The 24823-nt window shown below is 70.8% G+C and carries 19 protein-coding genes; 10 read left to right on the top strand and 9 right to left on the bottom strand.

The annotated features are described in order from the left end of the window. The first annotated feature begins 76 nt into the window (after positions 1–76). The gene (locus H295_RS0100700; RefSeq protein WP_020133417.1) at positions 77–2380 is read left to right on the top strand and encodes a beta-L-arabinofuranosidase domain-containing protein; all 2304 of its coding nucleotides are present in this window, start codon (positions 77–79) and stop codon (positions 2378–2380) included. A gap of 186 nt (positions 2381–2566) precedes the next feature. On the opposite strand, the gene H295_RS0100695 is transcribed toward H295_RS0100700, so the two are convergent. From H295_RS0100695 to H295_RS0100685, 3 genes are all read right to left on the bottom strand, one after another. After that, positions 2567–3223 carry a response regulator gene (locus H295_RS0100695; protein WP_020133416.1) on the bottom strand — a complete coding sequence of 219 codons (657 nt, stop codon included), beginning with the start codon at positions 3221–3223 and terminating at the stop codon, positions 2567–2569. Next, positions 3220–4539 (bottom strand): sensor histidine kinase, encoded by a 1320-nt coding sequence (locus H295_RS0100690; RefSeq protein ID WP_051135481.1) that lies wholly within the window; start codon positions 4537–4539, stop codon positions 3220–3222. Before H295_RS0100690 ends, H295_RS0100695 begins: the two co-directional genes overlap by 4 nt. A 167-nt stretch (positions 4540–4706) precedes the next feature. Further along, the gene (locus H295_RS0100685) at positions 4707–6944 is read right to left on the bottom strand and encodes an MMPL family transporter (RefSeq protein WP_020133414.1); all 2238 of its coding nucleotides are present in this window, start codon (positions 6942–6944) and stop codon (positions 4707–4709) included. A gap of 577 nt (positions 6945–7521) precedes the next feature. On the opposite strand from H295_RS0100685, the gene H295_RS0100675 reads away from it, so the two are divergent. The 4 genes from H295_RS0100675 (at position 7522) to H295_RS0100660 (ending at position 11305) form a co-directional block, all read left to right on the top strand. Next, complete coding sequence (locus H295_RS0100675) at positions 7522–8184, top strand: NAD(P)-dependent oxidoreductase (protein ID WP_020133412.1); 663 nt, start codon at positions 7522–7524, stop codon at positions 8182–8184. 302 nt (positions 8185–8486) lie between these two features. Continuing rightward, positions 8487–9785 (top strand): alpha/beta fold hydrolase, encoded by a 1299-nt coding sequence (locus H295_RS0100670; RefSeq protein ID WP_028808908.1) that lies wholly within the window; start codon positions 8487–8489, stop codon positions 9783–9785. 74 nt (positions 9786–9859) lie between these two features. Continuing rightward, positions 9860–10495 carry an MBL fold metallo-hydrolase gene (locus tag H295_RS0100665; RefSeq protein ID WP_020133410.1) on the top strand — a complete coding sequence of 212 codons (636 nt, stop codon included), beginning with the start codon at positions 9860–9862 and terminating at the stop codon, positions 10493–10495. Between the two features lie 30 nt (positions 10496–10525). After that, positions 10526–11305 carry an exodeoxyribonuclease III gene (locus H295_RS0100660; RefSeq protein WP_020133409.1) on the top strand — a complete coding sequence of 260 codons (780 nt, stop codon included), beginning with the start codon at positions 10526–10528 and terminating at the stop codon, positions 11303–11305. A gap of 36 nt (positions 11306–11341) precedes the next feature. Here the strand turns inward: H295_RS0100660 and H295_RS48675 are convergent, their stop codons facing one another. Then, a complete protein-coding gene (locus H295_RS48675) occupies positions 11342–11761 on the bottom strand; it encodes a GDSL-type esterase/lipase family protein (protein ID WP_020133408.1) in 420 nt (139 codons plus the stop codon). Between the two features lie 27 nt (positions 11762–11788). Then, on the bottom strand, positions 11789–12259 hold the full coding sequence (locus tag H295_RS48670) for a hypothetical protein (RefSeq protein WP_420706176.1): 471 nt from the start codon (positions 12257–12259) through the stop codon (positions 11789–11791). A gap of 630 nt (positions 12260–12889) precedes the next feature. Here H295_RS48670 and H295_RS0100645 point away from each other — a divergent pair. Beyond that, on the top strand, positions 12890–13297 hold the full coding sequence (locus H295_RS0100645) for a DUF6278 family protein (RefSeq protein WP_020133406.1): 408 nt from the start codon (positions 12890–12892) through the stop codon (positions 13295–13297). Between the two features lie 126 nt (positions 13298–13423). Continuing rightward, a complete protein-coding gene (locus H295_RS0100640) occupies positions 13424–14170 on the top strand; it encodes an amino acid ABC transporter ATP-binding protein (protein WP_020133405.1) in 747 nt (248 codons plus the stop codon). Between the two features lie 170 nt (positions 14171–14340). Here H295_RS0100640 and H295_RS0100635 read toward each other — a convergent pair whose 3' ends face one another. After that, positions 14341–15906 (bottom strand): CocE/NonD family hydrolase, encoded by a 1566-nt coding sequence (locus H295_RS0100635; RefSeq protein ID WP_020133404.1) that lies wholly within the window; start codon positions 15904–15906, stop codon positions 14341–14343. A gap of 116 nt (positions 15907–16022) precedes the next feature. Then, positions 16023–16781, bottom strand: coding sequence for a hypothetical protein (locus H295_RS0100630; RefSeq protein ID WP_020133403.1), 759 nt, complete (start codon positions 16779–16781; stop codon positions 16023–16025). Between the two features lie 144 nt (positions 16782–16925). Between H295_RS0100630 and ggt the strand changes: the two genes are divergently transcribed. Continuing rightward, the gene (gene ggt, locus H295_RS0100625) at positions 16926–18722 is read left to right on the top strand and encodes a gamma-glutamyltransferase (RefSeq protein ID WP_020133402.1); all 1797 of its coding nucleotides are present in this window, start codon (positions 16926–16928) and stop codon (positions 18720–18722) included. A gap of 78 nt (positions 18723–18800) precedes the next feature. On the opposite strand, the gene H295_RS0100620 is transcribed toward ggt, so the two are convergent. Together H295_RS0100620 and map are read right to left on the bottom strand one after the other, a co-directional pair. After that, complete coding sequence (locus H295_RS0100620) at positions 18801–21308, bottom strand: ATP-dependent Clp protease ATP-binding subunit (RefSeq protein WP_020133401.1); 2508 nt, start codon at positions 21306–21308, stop codon at positions 18801–18803. A 283-nt stretch (positions 21309–21591) separates the two neighbouring features. Next, on the bottom strand, positions 21592–22359 hold the full coding sequence (map, locus tag H295_RS0100615) for a type I methionyl aminopeptidase (protein ID WP_020133400.1): 768 nt from the start codon (positions 22357–22359) through the stop codon (positions 21592–21594). 32 nt (positions 22360–22391) lie between these two features. On the opposite strand from map, the gene H295_RS0100610 reads away from it, so the two are divergent. Together H295_RS0100610 and H295_RS0100605 are read left to right on the top strand one after the other, a co-directional pair. Further along, positions 22392–22643, top strand: coding sequence for a helix-turn-helix domain-containing protein (locus H295_RS0100610; protein WP_028808906.1), 252 nt, complete (start codon positions 22392–22394; stop codon positions 22641–22643). Between the two features lie 134 nt (positions 22644–22777). Continuing rightward, positions 22778–24727: a hypothetical protein gene (locus H295_RS0100605; protein WP_020133398.1), complete on the top strand. Its 1950-nt coding sequence runs from the start codon at positions 22778–22780 to the stop codon at positions 24725–24727. Positions 24728–24823: the final 96 nt, after the last annotated feature.

The following is a 24823-nucleotide window of genomic DNA, read 5'->3' as shown; positions in this document are numbered from 1 at the left end:
CACGCTCGACCGTCGGACGTACGAGCAGGCACATCAGACGTCCAAGCAGCCGCTCTGCCGTATCGAAAGGTTCAAGATGTCTTCCTCCGTCAGCCGGCGTCGTCTCCTGCAACTGGCCGGGGCCACCGTGGCCGCCTCTGCCACCGGTTCCTTCCTCGGCGCGCCCTCCGCCCAGGCGGCCGTCCCTCCCGCAAGAACCGACATCGGGGTCCTGGCGCACCCCTTCGAACTCGGCGAGGTACGACTCACCGCGAGCCGGTGGCTGGACAACCAGAACCGCACCCAGAACTACCTGCGGTTCATCGATGTCGACCGGCTGCTGTACAACTTCCGCGCCACCCACAAGCTGTCCACCAACGGTGCGACCGCCAACGGTGGCTGGGACGCGCCGAACTTCGGCTTCCGCACCCACATCCAGGGGCACTTCCTCACGGCATGGGCCCAGTCGTACGCCGTGACCGGGGACACCACCTGCCGGGACAAGGCCACCTACATGGTCGCGGAGCTGGCCAAGTGTCAGGCCAACAACAGCGCCGCCGGTTTCAACCCCGGCTACCTCTCCGGCTACCCCGAGTCCACCTTCACTGCTCTCGAGCAGGGAACCAGTGGCGAGGTGCTGTACTACACGATCCACAAGACCCTCACCGGCCTGCTGGACGTATGGCGCCACATCGGCAGCACACAGGCCCGGGACGTGCTGCTCGCCCTGGCCGGATGGGTCGACTGGCGCACCGGCCGGCTGACCACCCAGCAGATGCAGACCATGCTGCGCATCGAGTTCGGCGGCATGAACGCCGTACTGACCGATCTCTACCAGCAGACGGGCGACGCGCGGTGGCTCACCGTCGCCCAACGATTCGACCACGCCGCGGTGTTCGACCCGCTGGCGGCCAACCAGGACCAGTTCAACGGACTGCACGCCAACACCCAGGTACCCAAGTGGATAGGTGCCGCCCGGGAGTACAAGGCCACCGGCACCACCCGCTACCGGGACATCGCCACCAACGCCTGGAACATCACCGTCAACGCGCACACCTACGCCATCGGCGGCAACAGCCAGGCGGAGCACTTCCGCGCCCCGAACGCCATCGCCGGCTACCTGACCAACGACACGTGCGAGAGCTGCAACACCATCAACATGCTCACCCTCACCCGGGAGCTGTTCACGCTCGACCCGAACCGCGCCGCTCTGTTCGACTACTACGAGCGGGCGTGGCTGAACCAGATCATCGGCCAGCAGAACCCGGCAGACGACCACGGCCACGTCACCTACTTCACCCCCCTCAAGCCGGGAGGCCGACGCGGTGTCGGCCCGGCGTTGGGCGGCGGCACCTGGAGCACCGACTACGGCACCTTCTGGTGCTGCCAGGGCACGGGCCTGGAGATGCACACCAGGCTGATGGACTCCCTCTACTTCCACAACGACACCACGCTGACCGTGAACATGTTCGTGCCGTCGGTGCTCACCTGGACGGAGCGCGGCATCACCGTCACCCAGACGACGACCTACCCGGTCAGCGACACCACGACCCTGAAGGTCACCGGCAGCGTCAGCGGAACGTGGGCGATGCGCATCCGCATACCGAGCTGGACCACCGGGGCCACGATCAGCGTCAACGGCGTCGCACAGAACATCAGCACCACGCCCGGCAGTTACGCGACCCTGAACCGCTCCTGGACCTCCGGCGACACCGTCACCGTCCGCCTGCCCATGCGGATCGGCATCCGACCCGCCAACGACAACGCGAACACCGCCGCGATCACCTACGGTCCGGTGGTCCTGGCGGGCAACTACGGTGACTCCACGCTCAGTGCCCCGCCCGCGCTGACCACGTCCTCGATCACCCGGACCAGCAGCAGCTCACTCGCCTTCACCGCCACCTCCAGCGGCTCCACCGTCAACCTGGGCCCGTTCTACGACGCACACGGCTTCAACTACGCCGTCTACTGGAACACCACCGGCACTACCGTCCGTCTCGTCAACGCGAGCAGCGGTCTCCTGCTGGGCATCCAGAACATGTCCACGGCCAACGGCGGCCGCGCGCTGCAATGGACGGACAACGGCACCGCCGACCACAACTGGGAAATGATCACCGACGGAGGCGCGGTCCGCTTCCGCAATGCCAACAGCGGCAAGGTGCTCGGCGTCCTGAACATGGACACGGCAGACGGCGCGACCGCCCTCCAGTGGTCGGACAACGGCACCGCCGACCACAAGTGGACCCTGCTCGACCAGGGCGACGGGACCTACAAGATCCGCAACGTGAACAGCGGCAAGCTGCTCGCCATCGCGGGCAACTCCACCGCGGTCGGCGCGTTCGCGGTCCAGGACGCGGACGACGGCACCGCCGACAACCGCTGGCGCATCGTGCTGAACTAACGTCCGCCCTGGAAGAAGGGCTAGGCCCCTCTCTTGTCTGCTTGTGGCGGTGCCTCTCGGACCCGCCACAAGCGACGCCGGTCCCGGCGGAACCGGAGGGCCGCTGACGGAAGCGTGTCCGCCGACAGGCAGGGCGGTTCACTGCGAGTGACGGAAATCTGCAAGGCCCCTCGGTCGTGGTGCCCGTCATGCGGGCCTGACCAGCCCGGTGTCGTAGGCGAAGATCACGGCCTGGACGCGGTCACGGGCGTCGATCTTGGCGAGGATGTGGCTGACGTGGGTCTTGACGGTGGATTCGGCGAGGTTGAGCCGTGCGCCGATCTCGGCGTTGCTCCAGCCGGAGGCGATGGCGGTGAGCACTTCACGCTCGCGCTCGGTGAGCGCGGAGAGCATCCGCTCCTGCTCGGGGCTGCGGCCGGGCATGCGGTCGGAGAAGGCGTCGATGAGCTTGCGGGTCAGACCGGGTGCGATGACCGCGTCCCCGGCGGCCACCGCGCGGATGCCGGCGACCAGTTCGTCGGGCAGCGCGTCCTTGAGCAGGAAGCCGCTGGCTCCGGCGCGCAGGGCGGCGTACGCGTGCTCGTCGAGGTCGAAGGTGGTCAGGACCAGGACATGGGAACGGCCGCCGGTCTGGACGATGCGGCGGGTGGCCTCGATGCCGTCCATGCCGGGCATGCGGATGTCCATGAGGACGACGTCGGGGCGGAGTTCGGCGGCCTTGCGGACCGCTTCGGCGCCGTGGCCGGCTTCGCCCACCACGGTCAGGTCGGACTGCTGTTCCAGGAGCATGCTGAAGCCGAGACGCTGCAGCGCCTGGTCGTCGACGATGAGAACGGTGGTCATGCCGGTGGGTTCTCCGTGTGAGCAGCTGAATGGGGCGGAGGAGGGATCAGAGTGGCGCGGACGGTCCAGCCGCCCCGGGAGTTGCGTCCCGCGGTGACCTGTCCGCCGTAGAGGGCGGCCCGTTCGCGCATGCCGACCAGGCCGTGACCGCCGCCCTCCCGGCCGGCCGCCCGCGGCGCTGCGGCCGGTCCGCTGTCCTCGACGCTGATGTGGACGGCGCCTGAGACGACGGCGATGACGACGTTCACGGTGGTGTCGGCGGCGGCGTACTTGAGGGTGTTGGTCAGGGCTTCCTGGACGATGCGGTAGACGGCGAGTTCGAGTCCCTGACCGAGGCCGGTCAGGTCGCCCTCGGTGTGCAGGGTGGCGGTGGGGCCGGCGTCCCGGACCCTCGCCAGCAGGGCGTCGAGGTCGGCCAGGCCCGGCTGCGGCGCGAGCGGGGTGGCCTCCGGCTTCTCGTCGCCCGCGCGGACGACGTTGAGCAGACGGCGCAGTTCGGCCAGGGCGCCGCGTCCGCTGTCGGCGATGATGTGCAGCGTGTCGGCGCCGCGTTTGGGTGAGGTCTCGGCGAGGCCCGCGGCGCCGTCGGCGAGGCCGACGATCACCGACAGGGTGTGGCCGAGGATGTCGTGCATCTCGCGGGCGACCCGGGCGCGCTCGTCGGCCACCGCGAGGCGGGCCCGCTGATCACGCTCTGTCTCCAGGCGGACGGCCCGGTCCTCCAGAGCGGCGATGTAAGCGCGGGCGACCCGGCCGGCCAGCCCCAGTCCGACCGTCGCCACGGTGCTCACGACCAGTACGGTCACCATGGCCGGGACCTGGGTGAAATGCGACGTCGGCCCGTACGACGAGAAGACCAGGCCGGTCACGACCGCCTCGGGAAGGCTGACCGCGAGGGTGACGGCCAGTTGGACCGGGGTCCCGAGACGGGCCACGTTGTACAGGACCACCAGACGGCTGACGTTGGAGCCCGCCATGACACCGGTGGCGATGTCCGCCACGGACACGACCGCGATGACGGCGAAGACCAGCATGGGACGCCGCTCGCGCCACAGCAGTGGGACGGTCAGCCCGATCACCAGCGCCACCGCCGTGGGGACGCCGGGCCCGGAACCTTCGACGGCCTTCGCCAGGGCGGGGATCCCGAACATGGCCTGGAGGACGGGCAGTCCCCAGTGCCTGACCCGCGGGTGGGCCTGGTCGGCCCGGTTCACCCGGACGAACCAGGACAGCAGCCGGACGATCATGCGGTGCTCGGAGTCGCCCAGCAGGGTTTCGGGGTCGCCGACCCGCTCCACTGTCGGCGGTGAGGTCACTGCGTACACCTCCGGGTGCAGGAGGACCGCCCGCCGGTGCCCGGGGGAGTTGGACCGGCGGGCGGGGTAGGGGTGTGGGCCGGGGTGCGATCCGGCCCGGGCCGGCTGTCCAGGGACGGTCAGGAGGTTGCCTGCCTGGCCCTGGACCGGATCGTACGACTGTCCGGTCAGCTTCGGCCGGGTGACGCGGGTGTCAGCGACTCGTGCCGCCCGTCGGACTCCGGGTCGGCGTCCTGCTGCCCGGCGAGGGTGTGCCGGAGCTTCTCGCCCTCGACGTCCACGTTGGGCAGGAAGCAGTCGAGCCACTTCGGCAGGGCCCAGGCACGGCGGCCGAGCAGCGTCATCACGGCGGGCACCAGGGTCATCCGGACGACGAAGGCGTCGAACAGGACGGCGGAGGCGAGGCCCAGGCCGATCGACTTGACCAGCAGCACGTCGTCCAGGAGGAAGCCACTGAAGACGGAGATCATGATGATCGCCGCGGCCGTGACCACCCGGGCGCTGTGCCGGAAGCCCGCGACGACCGCCTCGGTGGGCTCGGCTCCGTGCACGTGCGCCTCCCGCATCCGGGTGACGAGGAAGACCTCGTAGTCCATGGCCAGCCCGAACACCACACCGACGAGGAAGATCGGCAGGATGCTCGTGATCGGCGCGCTCTGCTCGACGCCGAGGGCGCCCGCGAGCCAGCCCCACTGGAAGACCGCGACCACGACACCGAGGGTGGCGCACAGGCTGAGCAGGAAGCCGACAACGGCCTTGAGCGGGACGAGCAGTGAGCGGAAGACCAGCAGCAGAAGCACCAGGGCGAGACCCACGACCACCGCGAGGTACGGCACCAGGGCGTCGGAGAGCTTGGTGGCGACGTCGATGTTCAGCGCGGTCGTACCGGTGACCATCATGTCGGCGCCGGTGTCCTTGGTGAACGCGGTGCCCTGGTCACGGATGCCGGAGACCAGGTCGATGGTCTCCTGGCTGTTCGGGGAGCTCTTCGGCACGGCACGGATCAGCGCCACGTCACCGGAGGCGTTGAACTGGGCAGGGCTCACCGACGCCACGTCGTCCATCGTGCCCAGCATGGTGGCCGCGTCCGCTGCCGCCGCCTTGGCATTGCCGCTGCCACGGGCGTCGACGACCACGGTCAGCGGGCCGTTGTAGCCGGCACCGAAGCCCTTGGTCACGGTGTCGTACGCGACGCGGGCACTGCTGCCCGGGGCGGCGACGGAGTCGTCGGGCATCGCCGTTTCCAGCGACAGCGCCGGAACGGCCAGGGCCAGCAGGCCCACGACGGACACCGCGAGCATCTTCACCGGGTTGCGGGTGACGAACCGCCCCCAGCGCACGCCCATCGACTCGCCCTCGCCGCGCTCCAGCCTCCTCATGCGCCCGGTCCTGAGCCTGCCCCTGGTGATCCGCTTCCCGGCGAAGCCCAGGATCGCGGGCAGCAGGGTCAGTGCGATGAGCACGGCGATCGCCACCGCGAACGCAGCGGCCAGACCGATGTCGGTCATCATCTGGATACCGATGACGCTCAGTCCCGCCAGCGCGATGACCACGGTGAGACCGGCGAACACCACCGCGGAACCGGCGGTGCCCAGGGCGCGTCCCACGGCCTCCTCCGGGTCCTGGCCGTCCTTGAGCTCGTTGCGGTAGCGGGAGACGATGAACAGCGCGTAGTCGATGGCGACCGCCAGGCCCAGCATCAGCGCGAGGGTCGGGGCGGAGGAGCTCAGGTTCCACAGGTGGGTCGCGATGGTGATCGAGAGCATCGCCATGGCGACACCGAAGATCGCGGTCAGCAGCGGCAGACCGCCCGCGGCCAGCGAACCGAAGGTGATGACCAGGACCACGGCCGCGACCGCGATGCCGATCAGCTCGCTGGCGCCGGTCTCGTTCTTCTCCTTGACAGCCGTGCCGCCGACGTTCACGGTGAGGCCCGCCTTGTCGCCCTCGGCGGCGACCTTGTGCAGGGCGTCCTTGGCCGCTTCACTGACGTCGGCCTGGGCCACCTTGTACGTCACCTGCGTGTAGGCGATCGTCCCGTCCTTGCTGACCGTCCCGGAGACGTACGGGTCCGAGACGCTCGCCACCTGCGGAGCCGTCTTCAGCTCGGTGACGAGGGCGTCGACCTCGGTCTTGGCGCTGCCGGACGTGATCTTCTTGCCGTCGGCCGTCTGGAAGACGACGCGCGCACTGGCACCCGATGCGGACGCCTGCGGGAACTCCTTGCCCAGCAGGTCCAGCGCCCGCTGGGACTGGCTGCCGGGAACGGTGAAGGTGTCGATGGCGTTGCCCGAGGTGTTCGCGGCGCCGAGCCCGAGGCCCGCCAGCACGAGGATCCACAACAAGGTGACCAGCCGGCGTCGCCGGAAGGCTAGCCGGCCCAGCCGGTACAGGAACGTGGCCACGGATTACTCCCAGATAGCGGACGAGGAAAGTGGTGCGAAGCAGGCCGCGGTCTCTGCACGGGGCCCAGAACTGACGCTAAGAGCGATCCGAGCCGTCTCAGCGGCACAAACGGACCGAGTAGCGGCGGCGGCCGTAGTACCCAGGTACTACGGCCGCTCATCCTTGGTGGTGTTCGCGGGCGTCCGCGCTGCCTCCGCACCGCTCAACTTTGAGGACCCGGGATGTCACGATCGGGCCGGCCGCCACCACCGTCGCGCATTCCTCTCCGGCACGAACACCGATGTGCCTTTTGTATCGGCTTCCGTGCTGTCCCATCCTGGCGCTACGAACAAATCGTAGGAATCAAAGCGCAGGCGTTGAGAGGCGCGTTATGAGGATCGAGATCTGGGCCCACGCCTCCGCGATCTTCCACGCGATGCCGCCCGCGCCCAGCACCTGGGCGCCACCGGCGCGCCCTTCATCGTCGTCGACGACCGCTACGGGATCCCCGGAGCCCCCAACCCGGTACCGGCCTGCGACTGACCCCCACCGTTCCCCCCGACCCGCCCTTGATCGATTCGAAAGGCTGAACTCTCCATGTCCCACCTGCTCATCCTCGGCGGCACCGGCCGCACCGGCATCCACGTCCTCAACGAGGCGGCACAGCGCGGCCACCGCGTCCGGGCCCTCGTACGCAACCCCGACGCCGCCCGGGCACCGGCCGGCGTCGAACTGATCCAGGGCACCCCCGCCAACATCGACGACATCCGCAAGGCCGCCCAGGGCACCGAGGCGGTGATCAGCGCGCTCAACAACTCCCGCGCCTCCGACAACCCCTGGGCCAAACCCGTCAGCCCGCCCATGTTCATGACCGACGTCACCCGCAACACCCTGACCGTGATGAAGGAGGAGGGCATCAACCGGATCGTCGTGACCTCCACGATGGGCGCCGGAGACGACTGGGCCCGGATCAACCCGGTGTTCAAGGCCCTGATCAGGGTCTCCAACATCAAGGCCGGATTCGACGACCACCACGGCGTCGACAAGCTCCTTCGCGCCTCGGACGTCGACTGGACCCTCGCCCGGGCCGTCGCTCTCACCGACAAGCGGATGAGCGGCGCCCCACGGGCCGCCGAGCCCGGCAGGGAGAAGCCGGGGACATGGATCAACCGCGCCGACCTCGCCCGCTTCCTCCTCGACACGCTGGAGCAGGACACCTGGACCCGCAGGGCCCCCCTCGTCTGGAACGCACGGGGATGACCCGCCCCATGCGTGCTGGACGAACAGAGAGAGCCACGCGGACCAGCGGCTGTAACTGAGCGCACCGCACCCGGCTACGGCCAAGGCTTCCACCAAGCATTCACCGTGTGGTGTTCACGCCGCTGTTGGGCGGGATTCCGGAAGATTTCCAGGCGATTCACGGCGAGCCTCCTCCGTGCCACCACACTTGATGCTGCAACGCGAACCGCTGGAGGCTGTGATCAACCTGCCGGAGCGGGGCAAGGCCCGCTGCGTCCGCCCCGGCGATGTGACATCTCGTGACAGATGAAAGGCTCGGGCGGGTGAGTGAGACACCGGTGAACACCCTGCAATACCGCTTTGACGGGCCAGAAGACGCTCCTGTCCTGATCCTCGGTCCCTCACTGGGCACCACCTGGCACATGTGGGACCGCCAGGTCCCGGACCTGGTCAAGCAGTGGCGGGTGTTCCGGTTCGACCTGCCGGGACACGGCGGAGCGCACGCCTGCCCGGCGGGCTCCGTCGCCGACCTCACCGACCGGCTGCTCGCCACCCTCGACCGGTTCGGGGTGCAGCGCTTCGGCTACGCGGGCTGCGCACTGGGCGGCGCGGTCGGCATGGAGCTGGCCCTGCGCCACCCGGACCGGCTCGCCTCGCTCGCGCTGATCGCCGCCTCGCCCCGCTTCGGCAGCGCCGACGAGTTCCGCCGGCGCGGGGTGATCGTACGGACGAACGGGCTCGACCCCATCGCCCGCACGTCGCCGGACCGCTGGTTCACCACCGGGTTCGCCGCGGCCCAGCCCGCGATCACCGACTGGGCCGTGCAGATGGTCCGCACCACCGACCCCGGCTGCTACATCGCCGCCTGTGAGGCGCTCGCCGCCTTCGACGTGCGGGCCGAGCTCGCGAGCGTCGGGGTGCCGACGCTGGTGCTCGTCGGCTCCGACGACCAGGTCACCGGCCCGGCCGAGGCCCGCACCCTGGTCGCGGGCATCCCGGACGCCCGGCTCGCCGTGGTGCCGGGCGCCTCCCACCTGGTGCCGGTGGAGCAGCCGGCCGCCGTCACGGACCTCCTGGTCAGACACTTCTCCACCGCCTGGCAGCCCGCCTTCGACTCCACCACCGGGCAGACCGCGATCCCCACGGCCCCGGTCGCACCGGTCCTCACATCGGCGCCGCCGCACCCCGTGCCGATCGCCGAGATCGCCCCGGCCTTCCAGGACCCCCAGGCGGCGGGTCGTGTCGATCCGTACGACGCCGGCATCAAGGTGCGCCGCGAGGTGCTCGGCGACGCGCATGTCGACGGGGTGCTGGCACAGGCCGACGACTTCTCGGGCGACTTCCAGGACCTCCTCACCCGCTACGCCTGGGGCGAGATCTGGGACCGCCCGGGGCTCGACCGCCGTTCCCGCAGCATCGCCACCCTGACCGCACTGGTCGCGGGCGGACACCTGGACGAGCTCGCCTCCCACACCCGGGCCGCCCTGCGCAACGGCCTCACCCCCTCGGAGATCAAGGAAGTGCTGCTCCAGACGGCCGTGTACTGCGGTGTCCCGGCGGCCGGCAGCGCGTTCAGGGTGGCCCAGCAGGTCATCCGCGAGGAGACCACCCCCGCCGAGTGACCGTCGGAGGCGGGTGGCGAGAGCACCCGCCCCGAGTTGCCCGGCCGTACGGGCAGAAGGGCAGGATGAGTCCCATGAAGCTCACCAAGAAGTCGCACGCCTGTGTTCGCCTCGAGAAGGACGGACGCAGCCTCGTCCTCGACCCCGGGGCCTTCAGCGAGGAGGACGCCGCCCTCGGCGCCGACGCGATCCTCGTCACCCACGAACACCTCGACCACTTCAGCGAGGAGCGGCTGCGCACGGCCCTGGACGCCAACCCCGCCGCCGAGATCTGGACCCTGAGGTCGGTCGCCGAGAAGATCTCCTCCGCTTTCCCGGGCCGCGTGCACACCGTCGGCCACGGCGACACCTTCACCGCGGCGGGCTTCGACGTCCAGGTGCACGGCGAACTGCACGCGGTGATCCACCCGGACATCCCGCGCATCACCAACGTCGGCTACCTGATCGACGACGGCCGCGTCTTCCACCCCGGCGACGCCCTCACCGTCCCCGACCACGCCGTCGAGACGCTGATGCTGCCCGTCATGGCCCCCTGGAGCAAGATCTCCGAGGTCATCGACTACGTCCGTGAGGTCAAGCCGCAGCGCGCCTACGACATCCACGACGCCATGCTCACCGACCTCGCCCGTCCGGTCTACGACAGCCAGATCGGGGCTCTCGGCGGCGCGGAGCACCTGCGTCTCGCGCCCGGGGAGAGCACGGCTCTGTGAGTGTCAGTGCCGCCGGGTAGGTTGTCAGGCATGCGCATCGCGACCTGGAACGTCAACTCGATCACCGCCCGTCTTCCGAGGCTGCTGGCCTGGCTGGAGAGCACCGGCACCGATGTGCTGTGCCTCCAGGAGGCCAAGCTCGCCGAGGAGCAGTTCCCGTTCGACCAGCTGCGCGAGGCGGGCTACGAGGCGGCGGTCCACGCGACCGGGCGGTGGAACGGCGTGGCGGTGATCTCCCGGGTGGGCCTGGAGGACGTCGTCAAGGGCCTGCCCGGCGACCCGGGTTACGACGGCGCCCCCGAGCCCCGCGCCATCTCGGCGACCTGCGGCCCGGTCCGCGTGTGGTCGGTGTACGTGCCGAACGGCCGCGAGGTCGACCACCCGCACTACGCGTACAAGCTCCAGTGGTTCGAGGCCCTGAAGGCCGCGGTCGCCGGTGACGCGGCCGGCAGCCGCCCCTTCGCGGTCCTGGGCGACTACAACGTGGCGCCGACCGACGACGACGTCTACGACGTGGCCGCCTTCGAGGGCCTCACCCACGTCACCCCGGCCGAGCGCGCCGCCCTCGCCGCCCTGCGCGAGGCGGGCCTGTCGGACGTGGTCCCGCGCCCCCTCAAGTACGACCACCCGTTCACGTACTGGGACTACCGCCAGCTCTGCTTCCCCAAGAACCGCGGCATGCGCATCGACCTGGTGTACGGCAACGAGGCGTTCGCGAAGGCCGTCACCGACGCGTACGTCGACCGGGAGGAGCGCAAGGGCAAGGGGGCGTCCGACCACGCGCCGGTCGTCGTGGACCTGGACGTCTAGACCCGGGGCCCCACAGCCGAGTCCAGGCCTGGAGCCTCACAGCAGCGTCAGATCCACCGACTCCGCGAGCGCGGCCAGTCCCGCGTCTCCCGGATGCAGATGGTCCCCGCTGTCGTAGCCGGCCCGCATCCGCTCGGGGTGGGCCGGGTCGCGCACCACACCGTCGAAGTCCAGGACCGCGTCGAACACCCCGGTGTCCCGGATCCAGGAGTTGACCGCGAGCCGCTCGGCGTCGACGGCGGCCGTGCAGCGCGCCTCGCCCCCGCAGGGCAGGATCGTCGCCGCGAGCATCCGCAGCCCGCGCGCCCGCCCCCGGTCCGCGAGCTCCCGCAGCCCCGCCACCACCTCCCGCGCGGACATCCCCGACCGCAGGTCGTCGACGCCCTCGAACACCACGGCCGTCCGCACCGACGCCTGGGCGAGCACATCCCGGTCGAGCCGGCTCAGGGCACTCACCCCCTGGGCGATCGTGGAGACCCCGTGTCACCACACGGCGGACGGTTCGGCGACGCCGTACACCTCGGTCCTCACCAGCCGGCCGCTGCTGACCGGTGTGGAGGTGGGCGCTGGGACGGGGTCCGTGGTGGTGCTCGGGGACTCGGTCACGGACGGGACGAAGTCCACGACGTGGTCGCCGGGCCCGCTCACGTACGACCGCTGCGCCCCGAGCCGGCGCACCGGCGCCGCGGTCACCGTTCCCGGCAGATGAAAGCTCACCAGCAGGTCGGTGCCGGCGGGCACCGCGAAGCCGAGCGGATCGCTGAACGCCTGTGCCCCGGCCGGGATCCCGACACCGCGAGCCCTCGCGAAGGTCACCGCGACCGGTCTCTCCCGCGCAGCCGCGCCCACCGCGCGCACCGCCACACTCGCGGCCCCGATCCGCACCGGCGCGGCCGCGAAGGTGTTGTCGAACCGCAGCCGCACCCGGTACCCGCCCGCCGAGGTGTGCACCACGAGCCGCAGCGTCCGGTCGGTCCACGGCCCCACGGCCAGGAGACCGGAGCCCGCGGCGGCCTAACTCCCGCTCCAGCCAATGCCTTTGGCCCGCACCGCGAGAGCGAACACATGCATGCCGGGCGCGCCTGCGGCAGCCGTACCGAAGCCACCTCGCGGTCCGGAGCCAGCGGCACCGTCATGACGAACAGCCGTGTCCTGTCGGTGAGTTGACCCTCGGGTGTGTTCACGTGCGGCAGCGCCACCGCCTTGATGGCGTTGTCGGGAGCGCCGGCCCGCCGGACCGGCCAAGTCAGCGCGGTTTCCTGCACGGTGAGGGTGCGGCCGGGGGTCCAGCCGGCGGTGGCGAGGTCCTGGGCCGAGAGGGAGGCGCCGGAGCCGTCGAGGTCCGCCTCGCCCGGGCGCCCCGGCGCGAGAGCCGCGCACAGAGCGAGTGCCACCGCACCACACCGGACACGTCGGTGAACAGGTGCCTCCTTCTTCTCATACGTCACAAAAAACGCATCGTTAAACTAAGGAGACATCCGTGGCAGGTCAACGCCCCATGCGCCAACTGGGCGCGAACTCGACCGGAAACGACAGCCCGCGCGCCTGTGGTGCAGGCGCCCGGGTGAGTGACACGCTGGGCGTATGAAGATCCCTTTTCTGGGCGGCCGGAGTGAGAATCCCGGGACCCGCGACGCCGAGGGCATCGCCGAACTGCTCGCCGAGTGCGAGCTGCTGCGCTCGCACGCGTCCCGGTCCGGTGTCGAACTCGACGACACGGAGGCGTCGTTGGAGGCGCTCGACCAGTTGGTGCCCGGCTGGCGCGACGACGAGGACGTCCTGCTGTGGCTCGGCAACGACGCCGGGCTGTATCTCGGCACGGTCATCGTGCGGACCGTCCCGGGGGCGGCCTGGGATCTGCGGTCGGACGGACAGCCGGTGATCCGGCTGGAATCCGGCCGTGAGTTCGATGTCGTGGCGGCAGGTCATGAGTGGGCCGGCAGCGGGGTCCCCGAGCTGTCCCAGCTCTACGCGGAGGTCGCCGAGGAGTGAATCCATGGCCGTAAGCTCGGCGTAAATACGGCTAATGGCCGAAAAGTGCGTGTCGTTCCTTATGCGATATCTTGCCTCGATAGGTTGCGGCAACCACGACACAGCTGAGAGTGAGTAGGGCTGGGCATGGCCGTCGTCGATCCGTTGATCGAACTGCGTGACGTCAACAAGTACTACGGAGAGCTGCATGTCCTCCAGGACATCAACCTCACCGTCGGCAAGGGGGAGGTGGTCGTCGTCATCGGCCCTTCGGGGTCGGGCAAGTCCACGCTGTGCAGGACGATCAACCGTCTGGAGACCATCAAGTCCGGTTCCATCACCCTCGACGGGCAGCCGCTGCCCGAGGAGGGCAAGGCCCTCGCGAAGCTCCGTGCCGAGGTGGGCATGGTCTTCCAGTCCTTCAACCTGTTCGCCCACAAGACGGTCCTTCAGAACGTGTCGCTGGCCCAGGTCAAGGTGCGCGGGAAGAAGAGGGAGCAGGCAGACCGCCGCTCCCGTGAACTCCTCGACCGGGTGGGCCTCGCCGACCAGGCCGACAAGTACCCCGCCCAGCTCTCCGGCGGCCAGCAGCAGCGCGTGGCCATCGCCCGCGCCCTCGCCATGGAGCCCAAGGCCCTGCTGTTCGACGAGCCGACCTCGGCCCTCGACCCGGAGATGATCAACGAGGTCCTGGAGGTCATGCGGCAACTGGCCCAGGAGGGCATGACCATGGTCGTCGTCACCCACGAGATGGGCTTCGCCCGCTCGGCCGCCCACCGCGTGGTCTTCATGGCGGACGGCCGTATCGTCGAGGACCGCGCTCCCGACGACTTCTTCACCCACCCGGACAGCGAGCGCGCCAGGGACTTCCTCTCCAAGATCCTCAAGCACTGAGAGGGGCGACGGCCTTGTCCGCGAGCCTCGACTACGATGGTCCGTTCATCCCCACGGTGATGGCGGTCGAGCCCCCAGGGACGCTGCTGCCGGGTGGGGATCCCCCCACGGCCCTTGCACCGTAGGGGGCAGCAGTCACAGAGCCATACCCGCCCGGCGCCGGCCGGAGATCACTGCTCGCGCAGCGGAATCGACACGTACGACGGGTCGTTCGCCGGCGAGGAGAAGGTCAGCTGAGCGCCGGACGGGTTGTGCTCGATGTAGAGCGGGTCGACCGTGTCGACCACCAGGGCCAGACGGTGCCCTGCCGGGACGTCGTAGGCCGTGGAGAACAGATCCAGGTCGACGCCGAACGGCTCCCCGGGCGTCCGCCCGTGGAAGGTGTACGGCGCGTTGGAGACCAGCTTGCCGAGGCCGAGCGGCCCCACGTCGTACAGGTAAGCGACGAGGGTGCCGCTCTCCTTGGTGGGAGTGAGCGTGGTGTGCAACTTCGCGGTACCGCGCACCTGTTGGACGCTCCGGTACTTCTCCGACTGCCATACGGCGGCCCAGCGGCGCGGCAGCAGGGGGATCGAGGCCATCGGCGGAGCCTGGGCGATCTGGTCGAGGATGCTGGACAGGAAGACGATCCCGCCGTCGGCGCCCGAGTCGACGTTGGTGTGGATCGTGGTGGTGCCCGACAGGGCGATCTTCTTCCGTTCGGCGCCGACGGACTTCCAGTCCGGGTAGCCCTCGTAGCCGCCCGTGGAACGGGACTTGAGCTGGACCGGCTCCTCGCGGTCGATCCCGTTGTCCTCGCCCTTGAGGTAGTGGTCGAACCAGCGCCCGGTGTCGGTCCACACGTCGTTGGGCAGTCCGAACAGCCCGGGGATCTCGGCGGTCGCGTGGTCGCCGGGCCTGAGCTCCAGCCGCTTCGGGCCGGTCAGTTTCTCGTAGAAGTCCGCGTACTGGTTGGGCGCGAAGACCGTGTCACCCCATGCGTTGGCCATCAGGACCGCCGCGCCGTTCCGGTTGAGCTGGTCCACGTAGGTGGCGGCCGAACGTTTCTTCCCCCAGTCGATCATCTCCTGTTCCTTCGACAGGTTCGACGCGTAGAAGTTGTCGAAGATCTGCCGGACTTCGGCGCTCTGGCGGCCGGTCACCAGGCTCGCGCCGTCCAGCACGGCGGCGGCCTCGACGTGCTGGGTGCGCCCGGAGTAGATCGAGTCGATCAGGTCGGCCCAGCCGCTGAGGGAGGCGACCGCCTTGATGCGCTTGTCGTGCGCGGCGGCGAGCAGGCTGATGCCGGCGCCGTACGAGACGCCCGCCATGCCGATGTGCCGGGCGTCGGAAGGGGTGTTGGCGAGCGCCCAGTCGATGACCTTGGACGCGTCGGCGGTGTCGGGAGGGCCCGCCACTTCTATCTCCCCGCCTGACTGCCAGAACCCGCGCACGTTGTAAGTCACCACCACATAGCCCGAGTTCGCGAGTCTCTGGGCCTGGGCGAGGTATTCGACCTGGGGCAGGCCCCAGCTGGTGGGCAGCACGATGAGCGGGAAGCGCCGGGAGCCGTCCGCGCCGGAGGGCGTGACGACGTTGGCCTTGAGGACGGTGCCGCCGTCGCCCGCGATGTCCACGAAGCGGACGGCGTCGCTCGCCTGGGCGGCAGGGGCGAGTCCGAGGGCGCCACCGGCGATCAGGGTCGCGGAGACGGCGCCCACGGTGGTCGTGCGCAGGGCCTTGCGAGGGTGTCCCACGGGTCACTCCCTACTCGTGTCAGTGCAAAGTGACCAGACGGTAACCTCGCCCGCTTACCGCAAGTAACCCGTCGGTAAGTTACGTGGGAGTAACGATTGTTGTGCTGTGAAGCAATTCAGGAGGCGCGGTGGGAGTTCCGTGGAGCCGTGACCGCCGGGAGCGGCGTCTTGGCCTCCCGGGTCACGTCCGCGACCAACTCCACGACGTCCGGCCCGTAGGCCCCGGAGTTGACCACCTTCAGCAGCAGCACGAAGCTGCTGTCACCGTACTTCCGGGTCAACCGCTCCTGGTTCCGGGCGAGATAGCGCGTCGTCGCCTGGTTGGTGATCGCGGTCTGGCCGCAGAAGAGGAACACCGGCCGGGCGCCGTTGCTCTGGTCGACGGTGAGCCGGGCGAGCAGGGCGTACTCGGACTTGCCGACCTCCACCCGGTAGCGCTCGGTGCCGACCTGGAAGGCGCCGCGATCGGGACTCGGCTCGGCGTCGACGTTCACCCGGACGCCGGGCAGCAGGGAGGAGAGGTGGGCTGCCATACGGCGGTTGGAGGCCGGGCCGCCCACGCAGAACTCGGTGCGCTCGCCGAAGCCCTGACGTGCCGCGTCATGCGGGAGGACCTGGGCGTGGGCGTTGCAGTCCTTGATGAGCGCGGCGAGTTCGAGCAGGGCGAACACGTCGTAGCGCATCACTGCCAGGTCCGGGCCGCTCGCGCCGCGGTTGACGACCAGCAGCGACTCGGAGTTGTCCGGCAGCCCGAAGAAGGCCTGCTTGCGGCGGAGTTTCCGCTTCCACAGATACGTCCGGGCGAGCCAGCCGAGCGCGGCGCTGATGCCCGCCGCCACCACGCCGAGGACGATGTTGCGCACGTCGTCGTTCATGTGCGCGCATGCTAGCGGCCCGACGGCGCTGCTACGTACCGGTGTTCGAAGTGTGGCATTCGCATGACACCTCCACCGAGGAGGGGTGTCGGTGCACCTGGGATGTGGTTACGCTGCGCGGACGGTCCTGGACTGGAGGTAAGGATGCGTCGCCCTGTCGCACGGAAACTGTCGGTCCTGGCGGTCTCGGCCGCCGTGGTGTCGGTGGGGGCGGCAGCGCCGCCGCAGGCCACCCCGGCACCGCAGAAAGTGCCCGTCGCCGTCGGCTACGGGGGTGCCGTCTCCAGTGTCGACGCGGACGCCTCCGCCGCCGGCATCGAAGTCCTCAGGAAGGGCGGCAACGCGGTCGACGCGGCCGTCGCCACCGCCGCCGCGCTCGGCGTCACCGAGCCCTACTCCTCCGGCATCGGCGGGGGCGGCTACTTCGTCTACTACGACGCCAAGTCCCGCACCGTCCACACCATCGACGGCCGCGAGACGGCACCGCTGAGCGCCGACGCGAACCTGTTCGTGGAGAACGGCAAGCCGCTCGCCTTCGCCGACGCCGTCAGCAGCGGACTGAGCGTCGGCACGCCGGGCACCCCGGCCACCTGGGCCACCGCGCTCGGCAAGTGGGGCAGCAGATCCCTCGGCACCGTCCTCAAGCCGGCCGAGCGGATCGCGCGGAACGGGTTCGTCGTGGACGACACCTTCCGCTCGCAGACCGCCTCCAACGAGACCCGGTTCCGGTACTTCCCCGACACCGCGAAGCTGTTCCTGCCCGGCGGCCAGCTCCCGGTCGTCGGATCGACCTTCAAGAACCCCGATCTCGCCCGCACCTACGCCGAGTTGGCGCGCAAGGGCGTCGGCACGATCTACCACGGCGTCCTCGGCGACGACATCGTCGACACCGTGAACCACCCTCCGGTGGACCCCGCCTCGGGCTGGAACGCGCGTCCCGGGAACCTCACCGAGAAGGACCTCGCCGCCTACCGGGCCAAGCTCCAGAAGCCGACCAGGACCTCCTACCGGGGGCTCGGCGTCTACTCCATCGCCCCCTCCTCCTCCGGCGGCACCACGGTCGGCGAGGCCCTCAACATCCTGGAGCACACCGACCTTTCGAAGGCCAGTGAGGTCCAGTACCTGCACCACTACATCGAGGCCAGCCGGATCGCGTTCGCGGACCGCGGGCGCTGGGTCGGTGACCCCGCCTTCGAGGACGTACCGACGAAGGAGCTGCTGTCGCAGAAGTTCGCCGACTCGCGGGCCTGCCTGATCAAGGACGACGCGGTGCTCACGAGTCCGCTGGCTCCCGGGGACCCGCGGCATCCCGCGGCCTGCGCCGACCGGGGGACCGCCGCCCCGACGACGTACGAGGGCGAGAACACGACGCATCTCACGGTTGCCGACAAGTGGGGCAACGTCGTCTCCTACACGCTGACCATCGAGCAGACCGGTGGCAGCGCGATCACCGTGCCGGGACGCGGCTTCATCCTCAACAACGAGCTGACGGACTTCTCCTTCGTGCCCGCGAACCCGGCGGTGCACGACCCGAACCTGCCCGGGCCCGGCAAGCGGCCGCGGTCCTCGATCTCGCCGACGATCGTGCTCGACCGGCACAACAAGCCGGTGGTGGCGCTGGGTTCGCCCGGTGGGGCGACCATCATCACCACCGTGCTCCAGGTGCTGACCGAGTTCGTGGACCGCGGGCTGCCGTTGGTGGACGCGATCGCGGCACCCCGGGCGAGCCAGCGGAACGCTGCGCAGACGGAGCTGGAGCCGGCGTTGTACAGCAGTGGGGTGCGGTCTCAACTGGAGGCCATCGGGCACTCGTTCAAGCTGAATCCGGAGATCGGGGCGGCTACTGGGGTGCAGCGGTTGCCTGGTGGGAAGTGGTTGGCGGCTGCGGAGACTGTGCGGCGGGGTGGAGGATCTGCGCAGGTGGTCCATCCCGCTTCATAGGCGTCTGCGGGCGCGTGGGGGCTGGTCGCGCCCCGCGGCGGAGCCGCAGTTCGACACAGCCCCGCGCCCCTGAAAATCTCACCTGAACGTCAGAGCGTCGGCTGCCGCGTCCACCGTCACGCTGTCACCGTCCTTGATCGTGCCGTCCAGCAGGAGGCGGGACAGCTGGTTGTCCACCTCCCGCTGGATCGTGCGGCGCAACGGGCGTGCGCCGTACTCTGGTTGGTAGCCGTGTTCCGCCAGCCAGTCCACCGCGCTGTCCGTGAAGGTGACCTCCACACCCTGGGCCCGGAGCAGGCGGCGGGTGCTCTGGAGCAACAGCTTGGTGATCTCGCGCAGTTGCTCGCCGGTGAGCCGGCGGAAGACGACCACCTCGTCGATGCGGTTCAGGAACTCCGGGCGGAAGTGGTCCCGCAGGGGGCGCAGGATCTGCTCCCGGCGGGCCTCCTCGTCCGTGCCACCCGACCCGAAGCCGATGCCCGCGCCCTTGCGGGTGATGGCCTCCGAGCCCAGGTTGCTGGTCATCACGATCACCGTGTTGGTGAAGTCGACCGTGCGGCCCTGGGAGTCGGTGAGGCGGCCGTCGTCGAGGACCTGGAGGAGGATGTTGAAGACGTCCGGGTGGGCCTTCTCCACCTCGTCCAGCAGGAGCAGGGAGTACGGGTGCCGGCGGACGACCTCCGTCAGCTGGCCCGCCTCCTCGTGGCCGACGTAACCGGGCGGGGCGCCGACCAGGCGGCTGACGGTGTGGCGCTCCTGGTACTCGCTCATGTCGAGGCGGACCATGCGTTCCTCGCTGCCGAACAGCGACTCGGCCAGGGCGCGGGCCAGTTCGGTCTTGCCGACACCGGTCGGGCCGAGGAAGAGGAAGCTGCCGATCGGACGGTCCGGGCTCGCGAGGCCCGCGCGGGAGCGCAGCACGGCGTCCGAGACGACCCGTACGGCCTCGTCCTGGCCGACCACCCGCTCGTGCAGGTGCTGCTCCAGGCCGAGCAGGCGGTCCTTCTCCTCCTGGGTGAGGCTGCTGACCGGGATGCCGGTAAGCCGGGACACCACCTCGGCGACGGCTTCGGCGGTGACCTCCAGGTGCTGCCCCTCGTCGGCCTCGTCGCCCCCGGTGGCCTCCCCGATCCGCTGCTTCAACTCGGCGATGCGGTCCCGCAGTTGCGTGGCCTGCTCGTACTGCTCGTCGGCGACCGCCCGGTCCTTGTCGTGGCCCAGCTGCTCGACCTCGCGCTCCAGGGCCCGTACGTCCGTCCCCTTGGTGCGCGCCCGCAGCCGTACCCGTGCGCCTGCCTGGTCGATGAGGTCGATCGCCTTGTCCGGCAGCCGGCGGTCGGTCAGATAGCGGTCGGAGAGCTCCACGGCGGCCACCAGCGCCTCGTCGGTGTAGCGGACCTGGTGGTGGGCCTCGTAGCGGTCGCTGAGTCCGCGCAGGATCTCGATGGCGTCGGTCGTGGTGGGTTCCGGGATCAGGATCGGCTGGAAGCGGCGGGCGAGGGCCGCGTCCTTCTCGATCCTGCGGAACTCCTCCAGCGTGGTCGCGCCCACGATGTGCAGCTCGCCGCGGGCCAGGGCCGGCTTGAGGATGTTGGCGGCGTCCATGGAACCGCCCTCACCGCCTCCGCCCGCGCCCACGACGGTGTGCAGTTCGTCGATGAAGACGATCAGCCGGTCGGAGTTGTCGCGGATCTCGCCCACGATGGTCGTCAGGCGCTCCTCGAAGTCGCCCCGGTAACGGGTGCCCGCGACGACCCCCGTCAGGTCGAGGGCGAAGACCCGCCGCCCGGTCAGGACGTCGGGCACGTCCCCGTCGACGATCCGCTGGGCCAGGCCCTCCACGACCGCGGTCTTGCCGACACCGGCGTCACCGATGAGCACCGGGTTGTTCTTGCCGCGCCGCGACAGCACCTCGATGGTCTGCTCGATCTCGTCGTCCCGGCCGATCACCGGGTCGATACGGCCCTGCCGGGCCAGGTCGGTGAGGTCGCGGCCGTACTTGTCGAGAGTGGGCGTGCTCGTGGTGCGCTGTGCCTCCGCGCGGGGCTGCCCGCCGTCCGGGGCCGCCTCGGGAGGCAGGCCGGCGGGGGCGAAGCGGGCCGAGTTGAGGATGTGCCCGGCGGCCGAGTCGGGGTTCGCGGCCAGGGCGCTCAGCACGTGCTCCGGGCCGATGTGGCCGGCGCCCCGGGCGCGGGCCAGTTCGTGCGCGTCCAGCAGGGCCCGCTTGGCGGCGGGGGTCAGCGCCAGCGAGGTGGGCGGCGGGGCCTCCTCCGGCTGGTGCTGGACGGGTCCGGAGCGTTCGTCGATCTCCGAGGCGAGGGTGTCGGGGTCGGCGCCCGCCCGGCTCAGCAGGGTCCGGGTCGGTTCGGCGGCGAGTGCCGCCCGCAGCAGATGCTGGGTGTCCAGGTCCCGGCTGCCGTGCTCGGTGGCGTACTGCGCGGCGTCCCGCACCAGCTCCCGGGCCGGCCGGCTCAGCAGCTGGCCGATGTTGATCTGCCGGGGGCCCGGTCGGGGGCCGCCGAAGAAACGGGCGAGGAACTCTCCGAAGGCGTCGTAGCCTTCCGGTCCGCTGAAGCCGCTGGTCATGGGCGTTCCCATCCGGCATCCCCGCGGGTGTCCCCCCGGGCCGAGTCCGTGGGCGGACTGGTGGAGGGCCGGGGACGCCCTCGCTGATCGACGTGCCGGGGTCGGGTAACCCGGGTGTCAGCCGGTTACACCTTCGCACGGATGGGGGAGCGGGGCACTTTCGGCCGTGAGCGCCGGGCAGGGCGGGTCGGCGGCGGTGGGACCGGCGCGGCCCTGCTCTTCCCGCGGGCCGGTCCTGCCCGTGGATCGGTCCTGCCCGCGGACCGGCCCTGCGAGGCCGGGCTCAGCGTGCCGTCAGGACGCGGGGGCCCGTGTCGGTGATCGCCACCGTGTGCTCGACGTGCGCCGCCCGTGAGCCGTCGGCCGTCTTCAGGGTCCAGCCGTCCGGTTCCTCGCGGTACCTGTCGGTGCCGCCCGCGATGAGCATCGGTTCGAGCGCCAGGACCATGCCGTGCCGCAGGGCGAGGCCGCGCCCCGGGCGCCCCTCGTTGGGGACCGGCGGGTCCTCGTGCATCCGGCGGCCGATGCCGTGTCCGCCGAAGTCGTCCATGATGCCGTAGCCGCCGGCCCGGCACACCGAGCCGATCGCGTGCGCGATGTCCCCGATGCGGTTGCCCACGACCGCGGCATCGATCCCGGCCGCGAGGGCGCGCTCGGCGGTCTCGATCATCTGTACGTCCTCCGGCCGCGCGGCGCCCACCGTGAAGCTGATCGCCGAGTCCCCCGCCCAGCCGCCGAGTTGGGCACCGCAGTCGATCGAGACGAGGTCGCCGTCGCGCAGCCGGTAGTCGTTCGGGATGCCGTGCACGATCGCGTCGTTCACGGAGGCGCAGATGACCGCGGGGAACGGGGTGGTGGCGAAGGTGGGCCGGTAGCCGAGGAACGGCGAGGAGGCCCCGGCCCCGCGCAGCACCCCGCGGGCCACCTCGTCCAGCTCCAGCAGGGATACGCCCACGTCAGCGGCCTTCTCCACGGCTGTCAGGGCCTGCCCGACGACCTGTCCCGCCTCGTACATGGCATCCATCGATGTGTCCGTCTTCAGTTCCACCATGCCAATTACTATACCGGTATTAGAATGGGGGCATGGTGCGCACCCCTCTGACCCCCGAAGAACGCGAACGCGGCGAGCGGCTCGGCCGGTTGCTGCGTGAAGCGCGTGGCGGCCGCAGTATGACCGAGGTCGCGGCGAGTGCCGGGATCTCCGCGGAGACCCTCCGGAAGATCGAGACCGGGCGGGCGCCGACTCCGGCGTTCTTCACGGTCGCCGCGCTCGCCCGGGCTCTCGGGCTGTCCATGGACGAGTTGGCCGGAATGTGCGAGGCCGCGGGCGTATGACGGGGGTTCACCCGGTGGCCGGGGTCGTGTCGGGAGACTCCTGCTGCGCCTTTGAAAACTCCCTGTAGCCCGTTCGTAACACTGCTGGTGTTGCCTTACGCACTGGAGTGCTCCGGTCTAACGGGAGTTGAGCGATGGCAGTGGATCAACTCCCGGGACAGGTGCGGGAGTTCGTGGCGTACCTGAGCGATGTGCTGGCACGTCTGGACCAGGGTGGCGGCTGGTGCGCGGTCTTCTGGCAGCGCGATCCGGACGGTATGCAAGCGTGCCTCGACGGCCGCGAGGTGCCGCCGTGGGACGTCGTGGAGTCACTCCTCCAGGACCTGGCCGGGGCGTACGGCCTCGACGCGGCCCGCGCCGAGGCCGAGCGGGCCCGTCCCCTGCACGCGGCCGCGCAGAGCGCCCACGACGCCCGTCCCGGCGGCCGGGACGCCCTCGGTGACCGCTTCGACGTCATGCTCCGCGAACAGCGCTACGCGGCGGAACGGCAGGCCGAACTGGGCCGCCTGCTCGCGGCCGCCGCCACCCAGGAGGAGGCAGACGCCCTGCGCCTCGACCTCGCCTGGGCCCGCGACGACCACGAGCGCGCGGTCCGCCGCTGCGCCGAACTCCGGTCCCGCATGAACGAGTTGGACCGCCGAACCATGGGCGACCGGGCCGACGCGGTCCGGCGGGGCCGGGTGGAGGGCGCCGGCTTCTTCCGCCGCGGCCGGCCCGCGGACGCGGCGGCGTACGGGGACGACGAGCCGGGCGTAGGACCGGGCGGGCGCGGGCACGGGCACGGCGACGAGTGGGCGGGCGGGCACACAGGCCCCGCCCACAGCGCAGGCTCCGCCCACAGCGCAGGCCCCGTCCACAGCGCGGGGACCACCCACAGCGCGGGGCCCACCCGCCTCGGAGCCCCGGACGCCGGCTTCCCCACCCTGCCCCAGCAGCGCGGCACCGCGGTCGCGGCGGCCACGGAGGTGGTCGGCACCGGCTACGCGGCGCAGCGCCCGGACACCGGCCCGGCCTCCGCCCAGGCCGCCGGACCGGACGCAACCTCAGCCACCGGCCTGGCCGCTTCTCAGGGCGCCGGACCGACCGCCACTTCCGCCACCGGCCCGGGGCCCGCCGAAGGGCCCCACCCCGGATACGGTCCGCGGCCGACGGCATCCGACGACGCATCCGTCCGCCCCGGACACGGCATCCCCCAGCCGGACAGCGCCGACGCGTTCGACCGGGCATACGCCCCGCAGCAGACCCCGACCGGAACCGCCGCCGACAACCGGACCCCCCGTACCGGCGAGGCCCAGCCCGGGACCCCTCCGGACACACTCCCCACCGCCAAGCAGCGCAAGCGTCGCCGGGGTGGTGCTCGGTTCGCCGGGGAGGCGGACGCCGAGGTCGGCCCCGTCGTCGCACCGCCGACCGCCGTACCGGATCTTCCCGCCGAGCCCGCCAAGCGAGGCCGCACTCCGCGAGGGGCGCGGTTCGCCGGGGCGGCCGAGGCCACGGACGTACGCCAGCCGGGGCGGACGCGGGCGCAGAAGGCGTCGAGCGGCCCCGAGGACGCGGCGGCGCCGAGGGAGACCGCGGACACCGTCGCGACACTGGTACGGCTGCGCGCCGAGGGCCGTACCGGCGAGGCGCACGCCCTGCTCGTCGAGGTCGCCCACTGGCCCGCCGCCCGTTTCCCGCTGCTCGCCGCGGAGCTCCAGCGCGCCGGGCTCGGCGCCGACTGGGCGACCCTGCTCTGGGAGGCCGCCTCGCTGCCCGCCGAGCAGCTGGTGGCCGCCGCGGACGCGCTGGTCGCGGCCGGACGGGCCGCCGACGGGGAGCAGATGCTCCGCCAGGGGGTCGCGAGGCCCGCCGGGGAGATCGGCGCGGCCGTGCTCGCCCTGCTCGCCGAGGGGCGGCGCCGCGAGGCCTCCGCGCTCCTCGACGCGTACGTCCGCGTCCGCACCCCCGAGGAGGCCGCCCGCAGCGCCGAACCCGACCCACGGACCCTCGTCCCGCTCCTCCTCACGGCCGCGAGGGCCGTGTCGCAGGAGCGGCACTGGGACCTGGTGCACGCCCTGCGCGTCGCCGGATTCTCCGCCTGACAGGTCCCGCACAATCCTGCTGCCGGGCACGTCACTCCTCCACTGGAGTGTGAAACGTGATCGACTTGCCGGGTTAACGACAATGGTCTTGGCAAG

The organism is Streptomyces sp. 351MFTsu5.1, assembly GCF_000383655.1.
Lineage (GTDB): Bacteria > Actinomycetota > Actinomycetes > Streptomycetales > Streptomycetaceae > Streptomyces > Streptomyces griseorubiginosus.
The sequence above is the reverse complement of the archived record's forward strand: the minus strand, read 5'-3'. Positions and strand labels throughout refer to the sequence as shown.